This is a genomic window from Wolbachia pipientis (assembly GCF_001752665.1).
In the GTDB taxonomy this organism is placed as follows: domain Bacteria; phylum Pseudomonadota; class Alphaproteobacteria; order Rickettsiales; family Anaplasmataceae; genus Wolbachia; species Wolbachia pipientis_A.
The window spans coordinates 1-19,574 of record NZ_MJMG01000010.1 but is presented as its reverse complement, the minus strand read 5'-3'; the positions used below and the strand labels follow the sequence as shown (position 1 = coordinate 19,574).

General features: G+C 32.0%; 20 protein-coding genes, 1 tRNA gene and 2 pseudogenes. 12 read left to right on the top strand and 11 right to left on the bottom strand.

Annotation, left to right across the window (positions count from 1 at the left end; translation table 11 throughout):
• Window positions 1–91: 91 nt before the first annotated feature.
• Entirely contained in the window at window positions 92–1,075 is a 984-nt protein-coding gene (locus BIY23_RS04270; protein WP_070065293.1) for a hypothetical protein, read from the top strand.
• Between the two features lie 431 nt (window positions 1,076–1,506).
• On the opposite strand, the gene BIY23_RS04265 is transcribed toward BIY23_RS04270, so the two are convergent.
• The 3 genes and pseudogenes from BIY23_RS04265 to BIY23_RS05575 all read right to left on the bottom strand — a co-directional run.
• A complete protein-coding gene (locus BIY23_RS04265) occupies window positions 1,507–2,259 on the bottom strand; it encodes a DsbA family protein (RefSeq protein WP_070065318.1) in 753 nt (250 codons plus the stop codon).
• A 72-nt stretch (window positions 2,260–2,331) separates the two neighbouring features.
• Window positions 2,332–2,473, bottom strand: a pseudogene (locus tag BIY23_RS05580) (IS5/IS1182 family transposase); the annotation flags it as partial.
• Window positions 2,474–2,523: 50 nt separating this feature from the next.
• Window positions 2,524–2,689 (bottom strand): annotated as a pseudogene (locus BIY23_RS05575) (transposase); the annotation flags it as partial.
• Window positions 2,690–2,879: 190 nt separating this feature from the next.
• On the opposite strand from BIY23_RS05575, the gene BIY23_RS04255 reads away from it, so the two are divergent.
• The 3 genes from BIY23_RS04255 to glyS are packed head-to-tail and all read left to right on the top strand — an operon-like array spanning window position 2,880 to window position 6,535.
• Window positions 2,880–3,638 (top strand): phosphatidylglycerophosphatase, encoded by a 759-nt coding sequence (locus BIY23_RS04255; protein WP_070065291.1) that lies wholly within the window; start codon window positions 2,880–2,882, stop codon window positions 3,636–3,638.
• A 3-nt stretch (window positions 3,639–3,641) separates the two neighbouring features.
• Entirely contained in the window at window positions 3,642–4,481 is an 840-nt protein-coding gene (locus BIY23_RS04250) for a glycine--tRNA ligase subunit alpha (protein ID WP_070065290.1), read from the top strand.
• A gap of 2 nt (window positions 4,482–4,483) precedes the next feature.
• Window positions 4,484–6,535: a glycine--tRNA ligase subunit beta gene (gene glyS, locus BIY23_RS04245; protein WP_070065289.1), complete on the top strand. Its 2,052-nt coding sequence runs from the start codon at window positions 4,484–4,486 to the stop codon at window positions 6,533–6,535.
• Between the two features lie 14 nt (window positions 6,536–6,549).
• On the opposite strand, the gene BIY23_RS05020 is transcribed toward glyS, so the two are convergent.
• The 6 genes from BIY23_RS05020 to BIY23_RS04220 form a co-directional block, all read right to left on the bottom strand.
• Window positions 6,550–6,849 (bottom strand): phosphoribosyltransferase family protein, encoded by a 300-nt coding sequence (locus BIY23_RS05020; RefSeq protein WP_261722527.1) that lies wholly within the window; start codon window positions 6,847–6,849, stop codon window positions 6,550–6,552.
• A gap of 323 nt (window positions 6,850–7,172) precedes the next feature.
• Complete coding sequence (locus BIY23_RS04240) at window positions 7,173–7,889, bottom strand: Bax inhibitor-1/YccA family protein (protein WP_070065288.1); 717 nt, start codon at window positions 7,887–7,889, stop codon at window positions 7,173–7,175.
• Between the two features lie 89 nt (window positions 7,890–7,978).
• Window positions 7,979–8,242 (bottom strand): DUF2188 domain-containing protein, encoded by a 264-nt coding sequence (locus BIY23_RS04235; protein WP_186820159.1) that lies wholly within the window; start codon window positions 8,240–8,242, stop codon window positions 7,979–7,981.
• A gap of 45 nt (window positions 8,243–8,287) precedes the next feature.
• Window positions 8,288–8,551, bottom strand: a complete 264-nt coding sequence (locus BIY23_RS04230; protein ID WP_070065286.1) for a DUF2188 domain-containing protein — start codon at window positions 8,549–8,551, stop codon at window positions 8,288–8,290.
• 10 nt (window positions 8,552–8,561) lie between these two features.
• Window positions 8,562–9,224 (bottom strand): BON domain-containing protein, encoded by a 663-nt coding sequence (locus BIY23_RS04225; protein ID WP_070065285.1) that lies wholly within the window; start codon window positions 9,222–9,224, stop codon window positions 8,562–8,564.
• A 466-nt stretch (window positions 9,225–9,690) separates the two neighbouring features.
• Window positions 9,691–10,149: an Hsp20/alpha crystallin family protein gene (locus BIY23_RS04220; RefSeq protein ID WP_070065284.1), complete on the bottom strand. Its 459-nt coding sequence runs from the start codon at window positions 10,147–10,149 to the stop codon at window positions 9,691–9,693.
• Between the two features lie 198 nt (window positions 10,150–10,347).
• On the opposite strand from BIY23_RS04220, the gene fsa reads away from it, so the two are divergent.
• Window positions 10,348–10,986: a fructose-6-phosphate aldolase gene (gene fsa, locus BIY23_RS04215; RefSeq protein ID WP_070065283.1), complete on the top strand. Its 639-nt coding sequence runs from the start codon at window positions 10,348–10,350 to the stop codon at window positions 10,984–10,986.
• Here the strand turns inward: fsa and BIY23_RS04210 are convergent.
• Window positions 10,983–11,675 (bottom strand): hypothetical protein, encoded by a 693-nt coding sequence (locus BIY23_RS04210; protein WP_070065282.1) that lies wholly within the window; start codon window positions 11,673–11,675, stop codon window positions 10,983–10,985. The two genes, fsa and BIY23_RS04210, sit on opposite strands and share 4 nt — an antisense overlap.
• 194 nt (window positions 11,676–11,869) lie before the next feature.
• On the opposite strand from BIY23_RS04210, the gene BIY23_RS04205 reads away from it, so the two are divergent.
• The 5 genes from BIY23_RS04205 to BIY23_RS04185 all read left to right on the top strand — a co-directional run bounded on the left by BIY23_RS04205 (window position 11,870) and on the right by BIY23_RS04185 (window position 15,560).
• Window positions 11,870–13,363, top strand: coding sequence for an Npt1/Npt2 family nucleotide transporter (locus tag BIY23_RS04205; RefSeq protein WP_070065281.1), 1,494 nt, complete (start codon window positions 11,870–11,872; stop codon window positions 13,361–13,363).
• Window positions 13,364–13,396: 33 nt separating this feature from the next.
• Complete coding sequence (locus BIY23_RS04200; protein WP_070065280.1) at window positions 13,397–14,569, top strand: NADH-quinone oxidoreductase subunit D; 1,173 nt, start codon at window positions 13,397–13,399, stop codon at window positions 14,567–14,569.
• 79 nt (window positions 14,570–14,648) lie between these two features.
• Complete coding sequence (cutA, locus tag BIY23_RS04195) at window positions 14,649–14,963, top strand: divalent-cation tolerance protein CutA (protein WP_070065279.1); 315 nt, start codon at window positions 14,649–14,651, stop codon at window positions 14,961–14,963.
• Window positions 14,954–15,025: transfer RNA gene (locus BIY23_RS04190), tRNA-Gln, on the top strand. Before cutA ends, BIY23_RS04190 begins: the two co-directional genes overlap by 10 nt.
• 124 nt (window positions 15,026–15,149) lie before the next feature.
• The gene (locus BIY23_RS04185; protein ID WP_148115231.1) at window positions 15,150–15,560 is read left to right on the top strand and encodes a hypothetical protein; all 411 of its coding nucleotides are present in this window, start codon (window positions 15,150–15,152) and stop codon (window positions 15,558–15,560) included.
• Window positions 15,561–15,778: 218 nt separating this feature from the next.
• Here the strand turns inward: BIY23_RS04185 and recF are convergent, their stop codons facing one another.
• The gene (recF, locus tag BIY23_RS04180) at window positions 15,779–16,843 is read right to left on the bottom strand and encodes a DNA replication/repair protein RecF (RefSeq protein WP_070065277.1); all 1,065 of its coding nucleotides are present in this window, start codon (window positions 16,841–16,843) and stop codon (window positions 15,779–15,781) included.
• A gap of 58 nt (window positions 16,844–16,901) precedes the next feature.
• Between recF and BIY23_RS04175 the strand changes: the two genes are divergently transcribed.
• Both BIY23_RS04175 and glyA read left to right on the top strand, forming a co-directional pair.
• Window positions 16,902–18,125 carry an MFS transporter gene (locus BIY23_RS04175; RefSeq protein WP_070065276.1) on the top strand — a complete coding sequence of 408 codons (1,224 nt, stop codon included), beginning with the start codon at window positions 16,902–16,904 and terminating at the stop codon, window positions 18,123–18,125.
• Window positions 18,089–19,570, top strand: coding sequence for a serine hydroxymethyltransferase (gene glyA, locus BIY23_RS04170; protein WP_261722525.1), 1,482 nt, complete (start codon window positions 18,089–18,091; stop codon window positions 19,568–19,570). Before BIY23_RS04175 ends, glyA begins: the two co-directional genes overlap by 37 nt.
• Window positions 19,571–19,574: the final 4 nt, after the last annotated feature.

Here is a 19,574-nt window from a genome sequence, read left to right as displayed (position 1 = left end):
GTATTTTTTTGAGGTGAAACCAGTCTTGTATATTGTATTATGTGTGTAATGTTGTATAATAACTAATATATAGTTTAAATAGTGTAGTAAAATGGTTAAATTTTTGCCAGAAGAGACGCCTATAGCAATGCTATGGCTTGTTAAGGATCCTGCTGAATTGAAGAGTGATCAGCTTCCCATGCCAGATAATGAGCGCTATCCTTATAAGGCAAGATTGCTCAATTGGGCAGATAGCGAACCACACCGCAGGATAAGATTTTATTATATTTCTACAGGCCTTACTTTAGAGCAAGAGCAGAAATTACTTGATTTGTCTAATCCAGAAAAAGGTGGAAAAAGTAACATAGAAGTTGTAGATTTTAATACTGAGTTTCAGGGTAGCTATAACCTTGATTTCTTAAAAAATGAGAATATACCTTTTGTTTGGAAAATAGATATTTTGCGTCTTATTCCTCTTCTTAAAGATGGACCAATGATTTATTTTGATTTTGATATTTTACCTGTCAAAAACAAAAAAATTGGCGAAATAGAAATGAATGATGTGGGATATAAAATGGCTGCATATAGAGGTAGCATGGAGAATTCGATTCTTGCTGTTGAATCAACAAATAACATTATAGTAACTGCAGTATATAATACTATTAGTGATTTAATTGATAATAAAGAACTTCTGGATATAGTGTTAAGCAAGAGACGACTTGTTGCGAACTGCGTACACTATAATCATGTAGTAAATGGATTACACATTGCAGCAGCTAAATACGTATATGAAAACAAAAATGAAGCTACACTAGAAAAATTAGAACAAGAGCTTAAAGAGTGGATTAAAAGAAATTTTGACACAATGAAAATGATTGATAATGATAACAGTAAAATAAATTTAGATATAAATGAATATTTTAGTTGCAAGGGAAATTTTGATATAAAGAACGATCTCAGTTGGACCGGAAAAAATCAGTGTAATTTATATGGCAATGATAATGGTAATAGTGAAATAAATGATATAGATATAAATATAAATGATAAAGCGCAGACAATTGATAATAACGAAATAAAACGAAATAAAGGGATTTAATAATAAACCTACTCATTATCATCCAAAAGATAATCAAGAAAGTATAAATATTAAAAAATTTAGTATTGCTGTAGTATTACTTATTGCTACTGTGGTATTATTTGCAATCATCACAGCAGCTATGATTCAACCTAGGTGTTGCATAGAGATAGTTGATAAGACATGCGAAGGACTTACTACATCATTATCCCTATAAGAAGTGTTTTTCGCTTCAACTACACAAGCTTTTATAGTATCAGCAATTGCCCCATTTTATACTTAACATACATCTCGTAGTGATCAGTGCATATGTAGTTAATTTGCTCTGATTTAAGCATAGTACTCCGTTACTTTGAACTCGCAACTTGCCTCTGTCAACAGATCTGCACCTTGTTTGATTTTTTATGCCCTACCACTATATCTTATACCTGTCAACTCCCTGTAGGAAGTCCTTATTTTGCAAGCTGTGCATCTATTTTTTTACGTAATATATTTAAATCAGTTGTACCTTCAAACAAACTATCACCTATTACTATGAAAGGTATACCGCCTACTCCTAGATCCCTTATTAAGCGTATGCTATTGTTCAACATTGGCTCAATTTTATTTTGATTATTCTCCATGGAATGATAAAAATCATTTTCATTAATCCCTATATTTCTCACTATATTTAAAATATCATCATTTGAAAATGTCCCTTTATGACTCAAAGCAGCATAATGAAAATCAAAGTATTTTTCTCTATCAATAAAATAAACAGCAAGAGCACTTTTTGCTACTTTTAATGAATTATCTCCCAGTATTGGTGCATCTCTAAATATATATTTGATTTTACCATCATTAATTAATTGTTTTACATTATCTTTTATAGTTTTACAATATCCACATGAATAATCAAAAAAGCCCACTGCCACAACATTGCTTTCCTCATTTCCAATATAAGGATAAGTGAAATCAAATATTTCATTTTTGTAATGTGCAATTCTACCGCTACCGTCACCCCTTTCTCGTATATTTTCTATAAGTTTTTCTACTATTTTATCAGTATTTTTATCTATATAATCATGTATCCTCCGTTCTATATGTTGATCAGTATATTGATCAGTAACAATTTTCTGCTTAGGAGACAGTTGTGTTACTACTATAACTACTACTGATATAATTGTGAAAGGCAATGCAAATATAAGAAATAAAGTTTTATTCATAAAATTATTCAAACCCATGTTGTTAATAGTAGACTAACTTTGAATTCAGTCAAAATTTTTCTTAGAACCTGTTTATAATCTTTTGAGAAGTAAAACAGCAAAGCTAAAACAACCATTTGCAGGCTAGTGTTGAGCTGTTTCTCGCAGTTTTCCATAATCGTCCAAAGGAGTATTCCACAACCCACCTTGTTGGCAGCACAACAAAAGAATGCAGTCTCAACAGTTGTACAAATCATCTCTCTTATCTTGAAGTAATCATAACAACTTTAGAAATTCTTTCGGTAACATTCCCCATTGGCAACCACTTTTCAGAACATACAACACTCCACAAAATACATCCCACATTCTTTGGTCTTGTCTTCTTTCGACAAGATTCAAGCCCTGGCAATATGATTGCCAACTGCTCTTTACTTATATCGCTTGGACTTATATTCTTTTCTTACCTTTTCTTTTAGATCGCGTACAGGTTCTAAGAGATTTTTCTCAATCATTCTTTAACTTATCTTAAATTTATGATGAATTTATTACCATTTCATTTTACATCAAAGTCACACAAATATTGATCTGTTAACTATGTTAGGTATAATGTCCTGAAAACTGGAATTTACAGGGAGGCTTATATGGCAAAATTGTCAGTATTTTTTGGAAAGATATTAGGGAAAGTTTTTCCTGGACAAACAGTAAGCTCCTTTTTAGGAGTAGGGTTCTTACCGAGTTGGCAAAATTACTGGTCTACTTTCTTGGTGTTGTTTACAACTGATACTATATTGCTTTTTACAATAAGTGGGAAATACTTACTAAGTACGATTGTAATATCTGATTCTGCTATAATGTTAGCTGCTATTTTTCTGAAAATAGCAATAGCTATGTTAATAGTTCAGGTAATAGGAATATTTGTTTTTCATGCTCAGGACCCTTCTGCAAATAGCAGTGAAAATATAGTGGTACAGATGGCAACAGGGCAGATTATGACTGTAGCATTTTCGATGCCAGCAATAGTATCAGTTCACTATGTTATTAATACACTTTATGGAGATGTGTGTAAGCAGATACTGCCATGTCCAACCTGGTTGAATGATTTTATGTATTTCTTGTTTTTCCTCATTATACCTTTCATATTTTTTAATATTGTGGAAATAATAAAGCCGTGGCCAATAAATTTTCTACAGTTAAATTATAATAATGCAATATCTATCACACTTGAGGGTATTGTTTATACATTTTATACAGTAGCTTTATTATATTTAACAGCATTTGTATTTTGTAACTTAGAAATGAATACAGCAATAGCTCTCAATACAAAAGTAATGCAGTATGTGTATAATGACTTATTAAGATTAGGTCACTATTTATGTAGTTTGTTTTCAGGGCAAGTATAGAACATGAATCTACAAAATATAATAGAAAATTTGCAGAATTTTTGGTCTAGGTATGGATGTACAATATTACATCCTTATACATCTGAGGTTGGTGCTGGAACTTTACATCCTGCTACAATTATCTCGTCAATCGACACAAAACCTGCAAAGATTGCGTACTTGCAGCCAGTTATTAGACCTACAGATGGACGTTACGGAGATAATCCCAATCGTTTATATCAGCATCACCAATATCAGGTTATTATGAAACCTTCTCCTAAAGATTTACAAGAGCTTTATCTTGCAAGTCTAGAAACAATTGGTATATTGACTAAGGATTATGACATTAAATTTGTTGAAGATGATTGGGAAAATCCAAGTGTTGGTGCATGGGGTCTTGGGTGGGAAGTTTTATGTAACGGTATGGAAGTAACACAGTTTACTTATATACAGCAAGTTGGTGGAATTGATTGTAGGCTAATTCCAGGAGAAATTGCATATGGATTAGAACGTTTGGCTATGTGTCTACAAAATATAGATAACGTTTATGAAATAATATGGGATGACAATGGTGTAACTTACGGAGATGTTTTCAAACAAAGAGAATACGAATTATCTTATTTAGCACTGGAATATCATGACACAAAGACATTACAACGACACTTTGAAGATACAGAAAAGTTGTGTCAGTTTCTTATTGCAAAGAAAATGCCTATAGCATCTTATGATCAATGTACTAAAGCTAGCCATTTACTTAACTTACTCGATGCAAGGGGTGTACTTGGAGCAACCGAACGTACAGCATATATTAGCCGAATTAGAGAATTAGTAAAGAAATTTTGTATTACGTATATGAGTAGATAGGTATGCCATCACAATTATTGTTTGAATGTTTATCAGAGGAAATACCTTCAAGAATGCATGGTTTAGCTGTCACCCAAGCAAAGAATTATATCGTTACTAATTTTAGCAAAAATAATATAAAATTTAAATTGGTAGAGGTTTATATAACTGCACGTCGTATTGTTCTTTTTGTTAAAGACCTAGATACTTCATTAGTAAAAAATAACGAAATTAAAGGTCCAAATGTTAATGCAGGACAAGATGCTCTGGAAGGCTTTTTAAAAAAAAATAAGAAAAACAAAGAAGACTTACTTACTCGAAAGATAAACGGTGAGGATTTTTATTTTATTAAAAAAAATTCAGATTCATTTGACATTAAAACATTTATAAAAAGCCAGTTAGAGGAAATGTTTAAAAATTTCTCCTGGCCAAAAAGTATGAGATGGGGAGAAAAAAAGGAAAGATGGATCAGACCGATAAAAAGTATATTATGCATGTTGGATAATGAAGTTATCCCAGTTTCTTTTGCTGGTATTACTGCATCTAATATCACTTCTGGTCATCGCTTTTTATCAAAGGATGAATTTCTGATAATCAGGTCACCTGCAGACTACTTGGAAGTATTAGAAGAAAATAATGTGATTCTTAACCAGGATAAACGCAAAAAATGTATAGTGGATCAAATCAATAAATTTGCACAAGATCATAGTCTGCAGCTCGAAAAAAATGAATATTTATTAAATGAGTTAACAGGATTAGTAGAGTGGCCAATAGTGTTATTTGGTAAAGTGAATCAAGAAAAATCTGTAGAATTGCCTAAAGAAGTAGTACTAAGCATAATAAACACACAACAAAAATATCTTGCTTTGGGAGATGGACATAAGATTTTTTATTTCGCAACAGTTGTCAATGTTAAAAATAATAGAGTAATTAAAGGGTATGAAAAAATATTAGAGGCACGTCTTGCAGATGCTCAATTTCTGATATCTCAAGATAAAAAACATGACCTAGATTATTATGTTAATAAATTAGATTCAATATTATTTCACACATCTCTCGGTAGTGTTAAAGAAAAAGTTAAGCGTATTACTGCTGTATCAAAATATATAGCAATATGGATTCCTCATGCTTCATTAATCAAGGTAGAACGTACTGCACACTTAGCAAAGGCTGATTTAGCAACATCAATGGTACGAGAATTTCCAGAATTACAAGGAATAATGGGGGGACATTATGCTCAAGAAGATGAGGAAATAGTAGAATCTATAATAGAACATTATAAGCCTATAGGACCAGAACAAGAATGTCCTAAAACTCCTTCAGCAATTGCTGTGTCGCTTGCAGATAAAATGGATAGTCTAGTTGGTCTTGTGATAGCTGGCGAAAAAGCTTCTGGGTCTTATGATCAATTCGGCTTGCGCAGAATGTCTATTGGTATTATTAGAATAATACTTGAAAATAATTTGCATATTCCTATTAAATTATTCATAGATAAATCTACATCTTTATATTCACGTACTACGTCTGGCATAATTGTTAATAAAAAGCAACTGGTATTTGAATTTCTTTTGGAAAGATTTAAATCAATAGTAAAAAAAGAAAATATTAGTCCAGATATTGTGAATTCAATATTGTGCCAAGAAAGTATTAACGACTTATCAATAGCAAAAGAGCAGATTGATATATTAAGTGATTACCTTAATTTACCTGAAGGTAGAAAAGTTCATGATATATATAAGAGAGTAGGTAATATAGTGAATAAAGCGATAAAAGATAGTAAAGATAATGATAGTAAATCTTACCGTAAAAGACTTCTATTAGATCATCAAGAAATCGAATTAGCGAACTATGCTGTCTCTGCTTATAAAAATATTAAACAGACAATGAAGAATCATCATTTTAAAGCTGCTCTTGATGAGCTTGTAGGTTTTGCACCATTTGTAGATCAATTTATGAATAATGTAAAAATTAATTGTGATTCAAATGTGTTGAGAAAAAATAGGTTAGCTTTACTTATCAAAATAATTAGCATTTTTCATTTAGTGGCAAATTTTAGTATGCTGAAAGTCAAGTAGAGCCTTTGTGAAAGTTATTGCTCAAGTAATATTTGCACTTCTTCATCGCTTACTTGAGAAAAGTTTTCATAAGCTTGTCCAACTGCATAAAAATCATCAAGCAGATTAATAAACACAACTTCTTCCGTTTCCTGTTTAAATTGATTATAAACTGCTTTTGACCCAACTGGCACTGCAACAACTACTTCTTTATGGTTATACTTCTCTAAAGCTTTTATAGAAGCTAGTATTGTAAGGCCTGTAGAAGCCCTATCATCAATTAAAATAACAATTTTATTCTGAAATTCAGGCGATTTTTGTTTTTGTCTATAAATCTTATTACGTCTATTAAATTCTTGTGTTTCTCTATTTATAATATCCTTTATTTATTGTGTTTTCTCTTATTCTTAGTTTTGCTATTAATTCGTGATCAACTATAACTGATTGATCAAATGCACCAATAGCTCATTCTTCATTAAATGGTACTCCCAACTTTTAATACATCTATTGGTAAATTTAAAGCCTTTGACACTTCATGGATTAAACTGACACACCTCCTCTTGGTGAAGCCAAGATAATAACGTCATTATTGTTATTATACTTAATTAATTTTTACTCGCTAATTTTCTTCCTGCATCACTACGGTGAGCAAAAACATTCATTCTTCTTTTTTCCTAGCAAGTAGACGAAGTAAATGAACGAAAATATTAATAAAATCAAGATAAAGCTGCAAGGCTCCAAATATAGCAATCTTAATTACTATTTGTTTATCATTAATATTATAAGTGTTATAAATAGATTTAATTCTTTGTATATCAAAAGCAACAAAACCAGTAAAAATAATTACAGCCACAACTGATATAGCAAAGTCTAAAGCTGTACTGCTTAAAAAGAGATTGACCAACCCAGATGTAATCAAACCAATAAGTCCCATAATTAAAAATGACCCTAAACTTGTTAGATCCGTTTCAGTAGTATAACCATAAAGGCTCATAAAACCAAAGATAGAAACAGCAATAAATATAGTACTGACCACACTTTCACCTGTATAAATTAGTAAAACAGAAGATAAAGAAATACCCATTAAGCTTGAGTATAACCAAAATAAAACTTGTGCTGTCACAACGCTAAATTTAGGTAAACCAAAACTAAAAGCCAGTGCAATAGAAAGTGGTGCTAAAGATACTAACCATCCAAATGGTGATATATTTATTATCCTGTCATCATGTATAACGTAAATTAAATTCATCATAGTACTGGATGAAGTCGTCAACAAAGCAAATACACCAGTAAGTAATAATCCAAGTAACATGTAGTTATACACTTGCAACACGTATGTCCTTACACCACTTGTATCAGTCAACTCATACTTCATAAGTACCTCCCTGTTCTATGAAAACATAGATAAGAGTAAAAAATTGCTTTCACAATCCTTTACTCTTATAATTTAATTAATATATAGCCCTAATGAGACTCGAAGTTTTCTACGACTTCAAATTTCCCATGTTCATCATGAATTACAACATGAGATTTAACATCTTCCCTTGCTGATTTTTCTCTAGCATCTCTTTCTGCTTCTTTTACAGCTTGTTCTTTAGTATCATAAACCCTAGGCTCATCTTTACTTCCTATCTCTTTAACATGCCATTTGCTATCATTTTTGCTAGGAGTTACATGGATAAAAACTTTACCTTCACCACTTTGTCTTTGAGTACTTCGCCTTTGCATAGTCATAACGACCTCCTATAATTTAAATTTACTAAAAATACCAAACTAAGACTTTAACTCCTCCTTAGCCTTGGTATATACTCTATTAATTTTATCTGCCACTTTCTTCACCCCTTTTTTGATGACCCCTTGATCATCACTTACTTTCACAACACACTCACTATCAACATTATTAGCTAGATCTTGAGCTCTCTTTATTGCATCCTCCTTATTAGAGAGAGCATCAATTTCCTTTTCCTTCACTTCCTTAACATGCCATTTATCTTGATCATAAACAACATGATAAGACAAAAAATAATGATTAGACATAAGAACCTCTTTACCAACCTATGATTAAATAATCCACTACATTAACAACCCCAGGAATAGACCATGCAGCTGTCCTTGCTTCCCGATCTTCATCAAAATTCCTCACTTTTCCCTTTAAAATAACTTTACTTCCATCAACTTCTACTTTTATGTTACTTGCATCTATACGTGCGTTGCGCTCGAATTCTTTAATGATTTTCCTCTTGACTTCAGATGAACTAACAACAGCACTAGGTTTCACTGTTACATCATTTGTAACATATGTTACACCATACAAATCCTGTACAGCATCTTTTGCACACTCTTTTTGGTAGTTATACTCAACTTTACCTGTAAGAGTGACATGTCCATTTTCTACAGCTACTTTAATCTGCTCATGTGGCACAAAAACGTTCCATTGCAAAGCATTCAAAGCAGCGTTAGCTATGTCAGCATCACCCCTCTTATGACTCGGTATGAGTTCTACTTCAATTTCATTTGCTACACCTTTAACCTTCGCAACTGTTTCTGCAGCTTTTTCAGCAGTATACTTTTCAGCATAACTCCTGACTTTGCCACCTAATATTACTATTCCATTATCCTTAATTGCAACAGTAATATTTGATTCATCAATGCCAGGTTCAAACTGCAACTTATCCATAACGTTGGTATATAATTCACCACTTGTTACCATAGACCCTCCATTAATTTATGTTAAGAGTTATAGATCAAATCATTCCTAATCGAATATAATCAATAACTCTTGTGTTTTAACTTAGCACTCAATTTTCATGTGTCAAGTACTTTTTTGATAATTTTTAAAAATTTTTAGACAGTGCAGTAAAGAGTAAAAGAAAGAGTAAAAGGATATTAATTGGCAGGTTAGATAAAAGAATCAGAGGTATATTAACACAAAAGTTTGAGGTATCATGAAAAGTAGCGATAGACCACGTTCATATATTTAACCTACGTAATTTTGAAGCATTTAAAAAATGCGTGTATACTAAATAGTATATAGCAATAAATATTACATACTCAACAACATATATACAGAAGAACAAGTAAATCGGTGCGAATCGATTTCAGATCGATTTAATCCCTCGATTTGTAACCGAGGGTTGTATATTTCAGAATATTTTAGATAACCTGTATAATTTAGATTAACCTATAGTGATTTTTTTCACGGATGATTGTGTCAGTTTTGGTGCTTTTATTTCCAGTACTCCATTAGTGAAGCTTACCGCGATATTATCCTTATCTATGTCAGAAGGTAAATTCACTGACCTATAAAATGAACCATATAATCTTTCCAAGCAATAATAATGTCGCTTGTCTTCTGACTTCTTTTCATACTTTTTCTCACCTTTAATTTGTAATGTATCACCAGCAATACTTATATCTATATTATCTTTAGATATACCAGGTAATTCCATGGATAGATGGTAACTGTTGTCAGCTTCATAAAAATCACAAACTGGTGATAAAATATTATTTTTGTCTAGAATATCAAAATCTCTAAAGAAGTGACTAAACATTCTATTAGCCATCCTCTCTAAATTTCGTAAATTTAAATTGCTAACATCATATAAATCTTTGTTCCACAAACTAGTATCTCTCATGTTATTTCTCCTTAAATAAAAAATTCATTACATGTTAATGTACAAAAAGTTGAATACAACAAAATTTCCACATTAAAAATTTTATTTTTACTCTTGATTATATTGCTTGCCATTCTTCTATTAAAAATTTTACAGAAAAATAGATCTTGACTATTAGCATAGTAGGTTTTATGGTCAAAGATAAATATAGGAAATATTATGGAAATTTTTCTTGATAGTGCTGATTTAGGTGAGATTAAAGAATGCATAGAATTTATTGATGGCATTACAACTAATCCTTCGCTTATTGCAAAAGCAGGTTTTAAAAATAAATACAAAGATTTAATAGGTGAAATATGCTCTACTGTAAAAGGACCTGTAAGTGTCGAAGTGGTAGCTCATACCCACACAGACATGATAAAAGAAGGTTTAGCATTAAAGAAAATCGCCGATAATATCGTAATAAAATTACCTTTGACCTATGAAGGATTAATTGCGTGTAAAGAATTATCTACCAAATATAATATAAAAGTTAACGTAACCTTATGTTTTTCTTCTGGGCAAGCACTGCTTGCTGCTAAAGCCGGTGCTTACTTGATATCTCCATTTGTTGGCCGTCTTGATGATATAAGTCATAATGGCTTGTCGTTAATAAAAGACATATGCACTATATACTCCAGTTATGTGTTCAATACTAAAGTTCTAGTTGCATCAGTAAGGAGCCCTACACACGTTATCGAAGCTGCAAAGCTTGGAGCTCAAGCTATCACTATAGCATCAAAAATATTGATGCAAATGATTGCTCACCCACTAACTGATAGCGGGCTTGCAACATTTGAAAAGGACTGGAATAATTAACGACCGCCAATGAATTGACTATTGTTAAATTCACATTCTACATTTAGTTGGCTCAATTCAAATTCTAAACATTTCGTTTTTATGTCTAAACATTTCATTTCTATACGTTCAAATAACCGTTGACCTTTGTTAGATAGTTGCTGTACACTATCAAGAACAAATATAGTTGGTTTAGTTATATAACGACTTCGATCAATTACTTTAGCATTATCAACTATACATTCACTTGTTCCACAAACTGCCTCAGCAATATCAAGTATACCTTTAATTATTCCATCAGCTGCCTCATTAATATATTTACCAACTGCATTATCATGGGACAAAGTAGCAATAGCGCCAATGAAAAATACTTGTGCCAAGAAACCTTGTATCCCACAAGTACAAATGAGCATTAGCTCTATAGCTACCACTGACATTATCCTTGTAATATAGTCTTCCTTGTATGAACCGTACCCAGACAAATGGCATAAAACAGCAAAACCCTTCGATAATGCTTCTGCACACACCGCACCTGCTAAAACTGCCCAAGATAATACTATGGCAAGAACTACACTTATTGACACCACATACAAAGCTGTTTTCAACATAACATAGGCCACATACAATGTAAATGCAGCTGCAGCAGCTGCTGCAGCTGCTAATGCTATATACTTTTCTTTCCCCTTCATACTTTTTACATGTTTTAACATATTTAAACCTCCTATATCCTATATAATTACTAAATTTTATTGTACACTGAAGCACAGTCTACTTGTTTATTGTACACTGAACTAAGTCAGCTTGAAGTATAAAGCACTAAAACCAGTTGTCAAATAAAATTTGACTTTAGCTATATTATTAATATAATTTTAATATTAATTTAAATAAAAAATAAAGGAAAGTTATGAATTGGCTATCAGAAATAAGGAAAGTTTTTTGGCCTATTGAATGGCATGAGAACAAGAAATTTTTACCTATGGTAATTATGATGTTTTGTATTTTGTTGAACTATTCTACCTTGAGGTCATTAAAAGACAGTTTCGTTGTGATGTTGATTGGTGAAGAATCAATAAGTTTTTTGAAACTTGGTTTAGTAACTCTGGCAGCAATAATCGCTACTATAGCTTATGTAAAGCTATGTAATACATTTAAACAAGAAAGCGTTTTTTATATTGTAACTTGGTTTTTTATTGCATATTTTTTACTTTTTACTTTTATCCTATACCCTTATCAAGACCTGATACATCCAAGTCCTGAAAAAATAGATATATTATTGGAAAAAACTGCAAAATATCCTTTTTTAAAGTGGCCCATTAAAATAGCTGGCAAATGGAGTTTGGCAACCTTTTATGTTATGGCCGAGCTTTGGGGCAGTATGATGCTTAGCTTACTGTTCTGGCAATTTGCAAATCAAATCACTAAAACTGAAGAAGCAAAACGTTTTTTCTCAATGTTTGGTATGCTTGGCAATGTAGCTTTGCCTTGTACTGGGCTAATTTTAGGCTATTTTTTAAGCGAAGGTGTGCAAGTATATATAAAACAAATATCTACAAAGTATTTAAAACTTACACCGTTTACACCAATAATGCTTATTATATCAGTAAGTTGCGTTATTATTATGGTAATGTATAGGTTAATGAATAAATATGTACTTACAGATCCAAGTTTATATGATCAAGCAGCAGATACGGGAAAAATAAAAAAAGGCAAAATAAAACTATCTATTATAGAAAGCTTTAAGGTCATCTTTACATCTAAATATTTAGGTTTAATTGCATTACTTGTTTTAGGTTATGGCATTTCAATAAATCTTGTAGAAATAGTATGGAAAGCAAAGCTTAAAGGGCTGTATTCCACTGCAGAAGATTATGCTAGGTATATGGGAAAATTTCAAGCATGGCAAGGAACTGCAACTATATTATTTATGATTTTAGGAAGTAATATTTTAAGGAAATTGTCATGGTTTACATCTGCTGTTATTACTCCTGTAATGATACTAGTCACTAGCATTATATTTTTTACCTTTATTTTCTTTGATAACGTATTTGCTATGTACTTTGTTTTTGAACCATTAGTGGTAGCTGCAACGGTAGGAACAATACAAAACGTGTTAAGTAAAGCCACTAAGTATTCATTATTTGATGCAACTAAAAATATGGCGTATATACCTATTGATCAAGACACTAGGGTGCGTGGTCAAGCTGCAGTAGAAGTAGTAGGAGGTAGATTTGGTAAATCTGGTGGTAGTTTTATTCAAATGTTATTCTATAGTTTTGGTTACAACGTTAGCAGAGCGTCTCCTTATTTTGCTGTAATATCCTTTGTTGTGGTAATATTATGGATATATGCAGTTAAATCGCTTAATAAAGAGTATCAAACTCGTATAAGTCACACATAATAGAAACAGTCAATATTGTATTAATTTGCACATATGCGTAATACAAAAACAATGACATTAAACTTTGGTCCACAGCACCCTGCTGCGCATGGGGTGCTGCGTCTGATTTTGGAGATGGATGGTGAAGTAGTTGAAAGGACAGATCCACATATTGGGCTCTTACATCGCGGCACTGAAAAATTGATAGAGTATAAAACATATCTTCAGGCCTTGCCTTACTTTGACCGTCTTGACTATGTATCACCAATGCCACAGGAACATGCGTATTCATTGTGTGTAGAAAAGCTTTTGCGATGTGATGTTCCTATTAGAGCAAAGTATCTACGGGTTTTGTTTTGTGAGCTTACACGTGTATTAAATCATTTGCTCGCTATTTCTTCTCAAGCATTAGATGTAGGAGCCATGACTCCTCTGCTATGGCTATTTGAACAAAGGGAAAAAATGCTTTCTTTTTATGAAAGAGCTTCAGGTGCAAGGTTTCATGCAGCATATATCAGGCCAGGAGGAGTTGCAGCTGATATTCCTGACTGTTTAGTTGAGGATATTGCAAAATTTATGGATGAATTACCGCAATATATAGATGATGTAGATAATCTTTTAACGGAAAATAGAATATGGAAGCAGCGTACAGTTGGCATTGGTGCTATGTCAATTCAGCAAGCGCTTGATTGGGGATTTACAGGTCCTATGTTAAGAGCTTCTGGGCTTGCCTGGGATTTAAGAAAAAGTCAACCATATGAGATATATGATCAACTAGATTTCCAGATACCAGTTGGCCACAATGGTGACTGTTATGATCGATATTTAGTCAGAATGGCAGAAATCAGAGAATCTATTAGTTTAGTGAAACAGTGCATAGACAAACTTCCTAGTGGTCCAGTAAAAACAGATAATAGGAAGATTTCCCCACCACCACGCGAAGAAATGAAAAAATCTATGGAAGCCTTAATTCATCATTTTAAGCTTTTCTCAGAAGGATACCATGTGCCGCAAGGTGAAGCTTACGTAGCTATTGAAGCACCAAAAGGGGAGTTTGGAGTATATATAGTTGCTGATGGAACAAATAAGCCTTATAGATGTAGGATAAGAGCTCCTGCTTTCGCACATTTGCAAGCACTAGATTGTATGGCAAAAGGTCATATGTTAGCTGATGTTACAGCAATTATTGGCTCGCTCGATATAGTTTTAGGTGAGATTGATAGATAAGGCATTTTCATAAAGATAAATTGCTTGATGAATTAATATTAGCAGACTATAATTATGTGGCATTTTTGCAGTAGTATAGATGAATGCTTTAGTTTTGATTTACGCAACTTTTGCAGATTCCCAAGAAGCTGAGAGAATTGCTATGGAATTATTACATGATAAGTTAATTGTATGTGCAAACATATTGCCTAAAGTAAACTCTATGTATTTATGGGAAGGTAAGATTAATAATAGTAATGAAGCAGTAGCAATCATGAAAAGTAGAAGTGATTTAACTGATAGGATTATAGAGAGAGTTGAAGCAAGGCATTCTTATAGTCAGCCTGTAGTTGCAGTTATATCAATAGCAGAAGCAAATAAATCTTTCATTGACTGGGTTAATATTGGGGTGTAGCCAAGCGGTAAGGCAGCGGTTTTTGGTACCGCCATGCGAAGGTTCGAATCCTTCCACCCCAGCTGTTGAATTGATAAAATGAGATCGCTTTTTTATAGATTAAGGCTGCTCTGTTATATATTGAGCAATTTTAAAGATACAACGATAAAATTATTTTTCTTTACAACATATCTCTATGCAGTGAGTGTGGCGCTAATATTTCTGAGTTATGGGTTTCAATATACTATGGAAACTATTTCTCCCTTACGAGCGTTTAGTGAATTATATACATATATTAAGATGTGTTACAATCACAGAAGTAACTTGGGATATGGTATACTTATCAGGACCTTACTTGCACTTTTAATTCCCAATCTTTGTTATAGGACACTTTTAAATATACAGTGGAAGCTTCTTATTAGGAAAGTTATGGTAAAATGTATAAGAACTGTAAGAAAAGAAAATAAAACGCTCTACAGCAAGGAAAATTATGTAGAATATGAGCATGATATGAAACTAGTCAATATGATAAAGCATCTTTTAATGCGTGACATAGAACAAACAATAGAAAAGAGGCTTCATGACATTTTTCTTTCTAAGAAACATAATAAAGATTAAAAAATTATTAGTATTAATTAATTTTAATAAATGGTTATTATTATAGTTTCTTGAGCATATCGTTTTCCTATAATAGTTTTTTTGCACAATACCCAATCCATCGCAAAATATACTAAAAAGTAGTCAATATAAGTAAATATCTTTTGCACAATAGAAAGTTGTTGCAAAAACATAAAATATGGTATCCTTTTAACAAAAATTTCTTGCTTTAATGAAACCTACAAATCAAAAAATTTGAAAAAGTCTCTATAATGGCAGAAATTATCTTGATCCACATCTGTTATCCAAGTTTGACATTTAATGTGTATTATTTCCTCAAGCAATAATTTTCTATGCTGTTCATCCAAATGAGACATAATATCGTCAAGCAATAATATCGGTGCTTTATTATAGTAAATACATCGCGCTTTTACGCTAGATAAAATAATAGACAATAATAATAATTTTTGTTCCCCTGTAGAACATAAATTGATAGGTATATTTCGTTTTTGGCAAAAAACCTGAAAATTATCATTATGTACGCCAAAACTCACCCTACCTGTTAATAAATCTTTTTCCCTATTTTTTGCTAAAAGATTTTGATAATATTTTACAGTATCATCCGAATTTAATTGACTAGTTATTTTGAGATTTGCTTTCGGAAAAGATACAGCAGTATTAATCACATTTTGTATCAGACTTAATACAGATGATCTCATATGAAAAATGTCAATAGCCATAGTAGCCATTATATTTTCAAGACTGCTTAACCAAAGTTTATCCAAAATACCATCTCGTAATAATTTACTCCTTTCATATTTAGCTTTTCTATATTTCATGTAAGCGGAAGTATAATTATTTTCAAACATTGAAGCTATCCGATCTAAAAACTTTAATCTTTCACTAGGAGATTTTATAAGTATATGATCCATCTGCGGAATGAACCATATAACATTAGATATTTTATATAAAGATAAGTAGCTGAGCTGCATCTTGTTATCTATTTGAACTAGTTTTTTGTTATAGCCTTTTGCAATACCAATCGAGTTAAATTCAACACCGTTAAAAAAATTGTAGTGTACCACCCAATCCTCATTAGCAAATTTGTTTTGCATCTCAGTAGTCTTTGCTTTTTTCATCCCATTGCTTTTAGCCAATAGAGAAATTGCCTCAAGTATATTAGTTTTACCGGTACCATTGTTACCGGCTATAACAACTGAAGAACCCCCGGAATCTAACTCAAAACTTAAATAATTCCTAAAGTTATGCAGCTTTAATTTATTTATATAACAATATGTAACCATAAAAAGTATTGTTTTTGATAATCAGAACACCTATAATACGGTTTTGAGGTAAAAGTTAATGTTAACGAGAAATGTTTTAATATGGTTTTTAGTATCATTGTTTTATGCATACCAGTATATATTACGTGTAATTCCTAACATAATCACATTTCAATTAATAGAGAAATTTAATATAAATGTTAAAGATATAGGACAATTTTCCAGTTTATACTATGTAGGTTATGCTTTAGCTCATATACCTGTAGGAATTTTTCTTGATAGATTTGGGCCAAAGATAGTGCTACCTATATGTATTGTTTTAACATTTACTGGCACATTACCTTTGATATGCTCTGATATATGGTACTACTCGGCATTGGGAAGAATCATTGTAGGGATTGGGTCATCTGCGTCAGCAATTGGAATTTTCAAAATATCAAATATGTATTTTTCAGTGGAAAAATCGGTAATGATGACAAGTTTATCAATAATTATAGGTATATTAGGAGCTATATTCGGTAGTGGCCAACCGTTAGACTATTTACTCAACACATTTGGCTTAGACTATGTAATGTACGTTTTTGTATTATTTGGTTGCTTGCTTGCTATATTACTATTCTTAATAACACCTAGAACTGAGCGCTCACAATCAAAAATTAGCATGAAAGATTTTAATGCAGTTTTTTTTAATAAGCATATTATTTTAATCAGTGTTTTAAGTGGTTTAATGATTGGACCATTACAAGGATTTGCTGATAAATGGACAAAAATATTCTTATGTGAGATATATGGGTTTTCTGAAACTCTATCATCTTCATTTACTTCTTTAATCTTCATAGGTCTAGGAGTTGGTTCATTCTTTTCAGCATATGTATTGAAAAAATACCCAAACAAACATTATGACATAATCATTATATCTGCATTTACAATGATTATAAGCTTTCTGTTGCTGTTTACTGGTAGTGGTGGAATATATTTAGTGCTGCTAACACTTTTTGTTATTGGACTTGGATCATGTTATCAAGTTGTTACGATTTATAAAGCAATAAGTTACGTAAATGCTAATTTAGTTGGTCTTGCAACTGCTATATCTAATATGATACTGATGGGTTTTAGTTGCTTTTTCCACAGCAGCACTGCAAAAATAATAAGCTTATATAGCAATAAAACTATTATGCAAGGGAGTCAGATATATGGATCTGATGTATTGATAAAAGCAATTTCTATTATTCCTATATGTTTATTGATAGCTGCATTAGGATTCATTTGGTTGAAAAAAATGGACAAAAGGAAGGCATTATGATAAATTTTTTTAAAGATATTAAAAAAGTTTTAGGCAGTCTAAAAGCCCTTGACAGTGAAGTCCAAAGCGCTCTGAACGTTGTATCTGAGTTTAAAACTCTATATACTGATTTAAAGAGTTTATATGGTGATGTACGAGATGTTTCAGAAATTCTAGGTACACTAAAAGAATTTCATAATGAAATTAAAAGCTCCTCAAAATTTTCAAGTGAATTAAAAATTGTTGATAATGAAATTTACAAGCAAATCGAACAAGAATTGCAACGTCAGAAGTCACAACTTCATTTAATCGCATCAGAAAATTTTGCAAGTAAAGCAGTCATGGAAGCTCAAGGTTCGGTATTAACTAACAAGTATGCGGAAGGCTATTCAGGTAATCGGTATTATTGTGGTTGCGAGTACATCGATAATATTGAGAATCTTGCAATAGAAAGGCTATGTAATCTATTTGATGTAAAATTTGCAAATGTTCAGCCTCACTCTGGATCACAAGCAAATCAAGCAGTTTTTGCATCATTACTTAACCCTGGTGACACTATATTAGGGCTATCCCTAGATAGCGGAGGACATCTGACACATGGTGCAAAGCCGAGTTTCTCTGGCAAATGGTTTAAAGCAATACAATACACAGTTGATCAGGCAACCTATATGTTAAATATGGATGCAGTAGAAAAACTAGCATTAACACATAAACCAAATCTAATTATAGCAGGTGCTTCTGCTTACCCAAGAACTATAGATTTTCAGCGCTTTCGTGAAATTGCAGACAAAGTCAATGCTTATTTACTAGCAGATATTGCTCATTATGCAGGGCTTATCGCTTCTGGTGAATATCCTTCCCCGATACCATATGCACATATTATAACTTCTACAACACATAAAACTCTTCGTGGTCCTCGTGGAGGGGTAATTATGACAAATGATGCAGTAATATATAAAAAAATTCAGTCTACTGTATTTCCAGGATTACAGGGAGGACCGCTTATGCATGTTATAGCTGCTAAAGCCATTGCATTTAAAGAAGCTTTAGATCCACAATTTAAAGTATATAGTAAAAAAGTCATAGAAAACGCTAGAATATTTGCTCAAGAGTTACAGACTTATGGATTTAATATTGTCACTGGAGGCACTGATTCTCATATAGTTCTAGTAGATTTAAGACCACAAAAGTTAACTGGTAAGGATGTAGTAAATAGCCTTGAAAGAGCAGGAATAATATGCAACAAGAATACTATACCATTTGACACAGAAAAGCCTACCGTTACTTCTGGATTACGTTTCGGTACAGCAGCAGAAACCACTCGCGGCCTTGAAGCAGAAGATTTTAAAAAGATAGCTAGCTTTATAAATGAAATAATAAATAGTTTGATTAATGGAAATAGCACAGATATTGAAAAAACAATCTCAGATAAAGTTAAAGAAATGTGCCTTAAGTTTCCAACGTAACTTT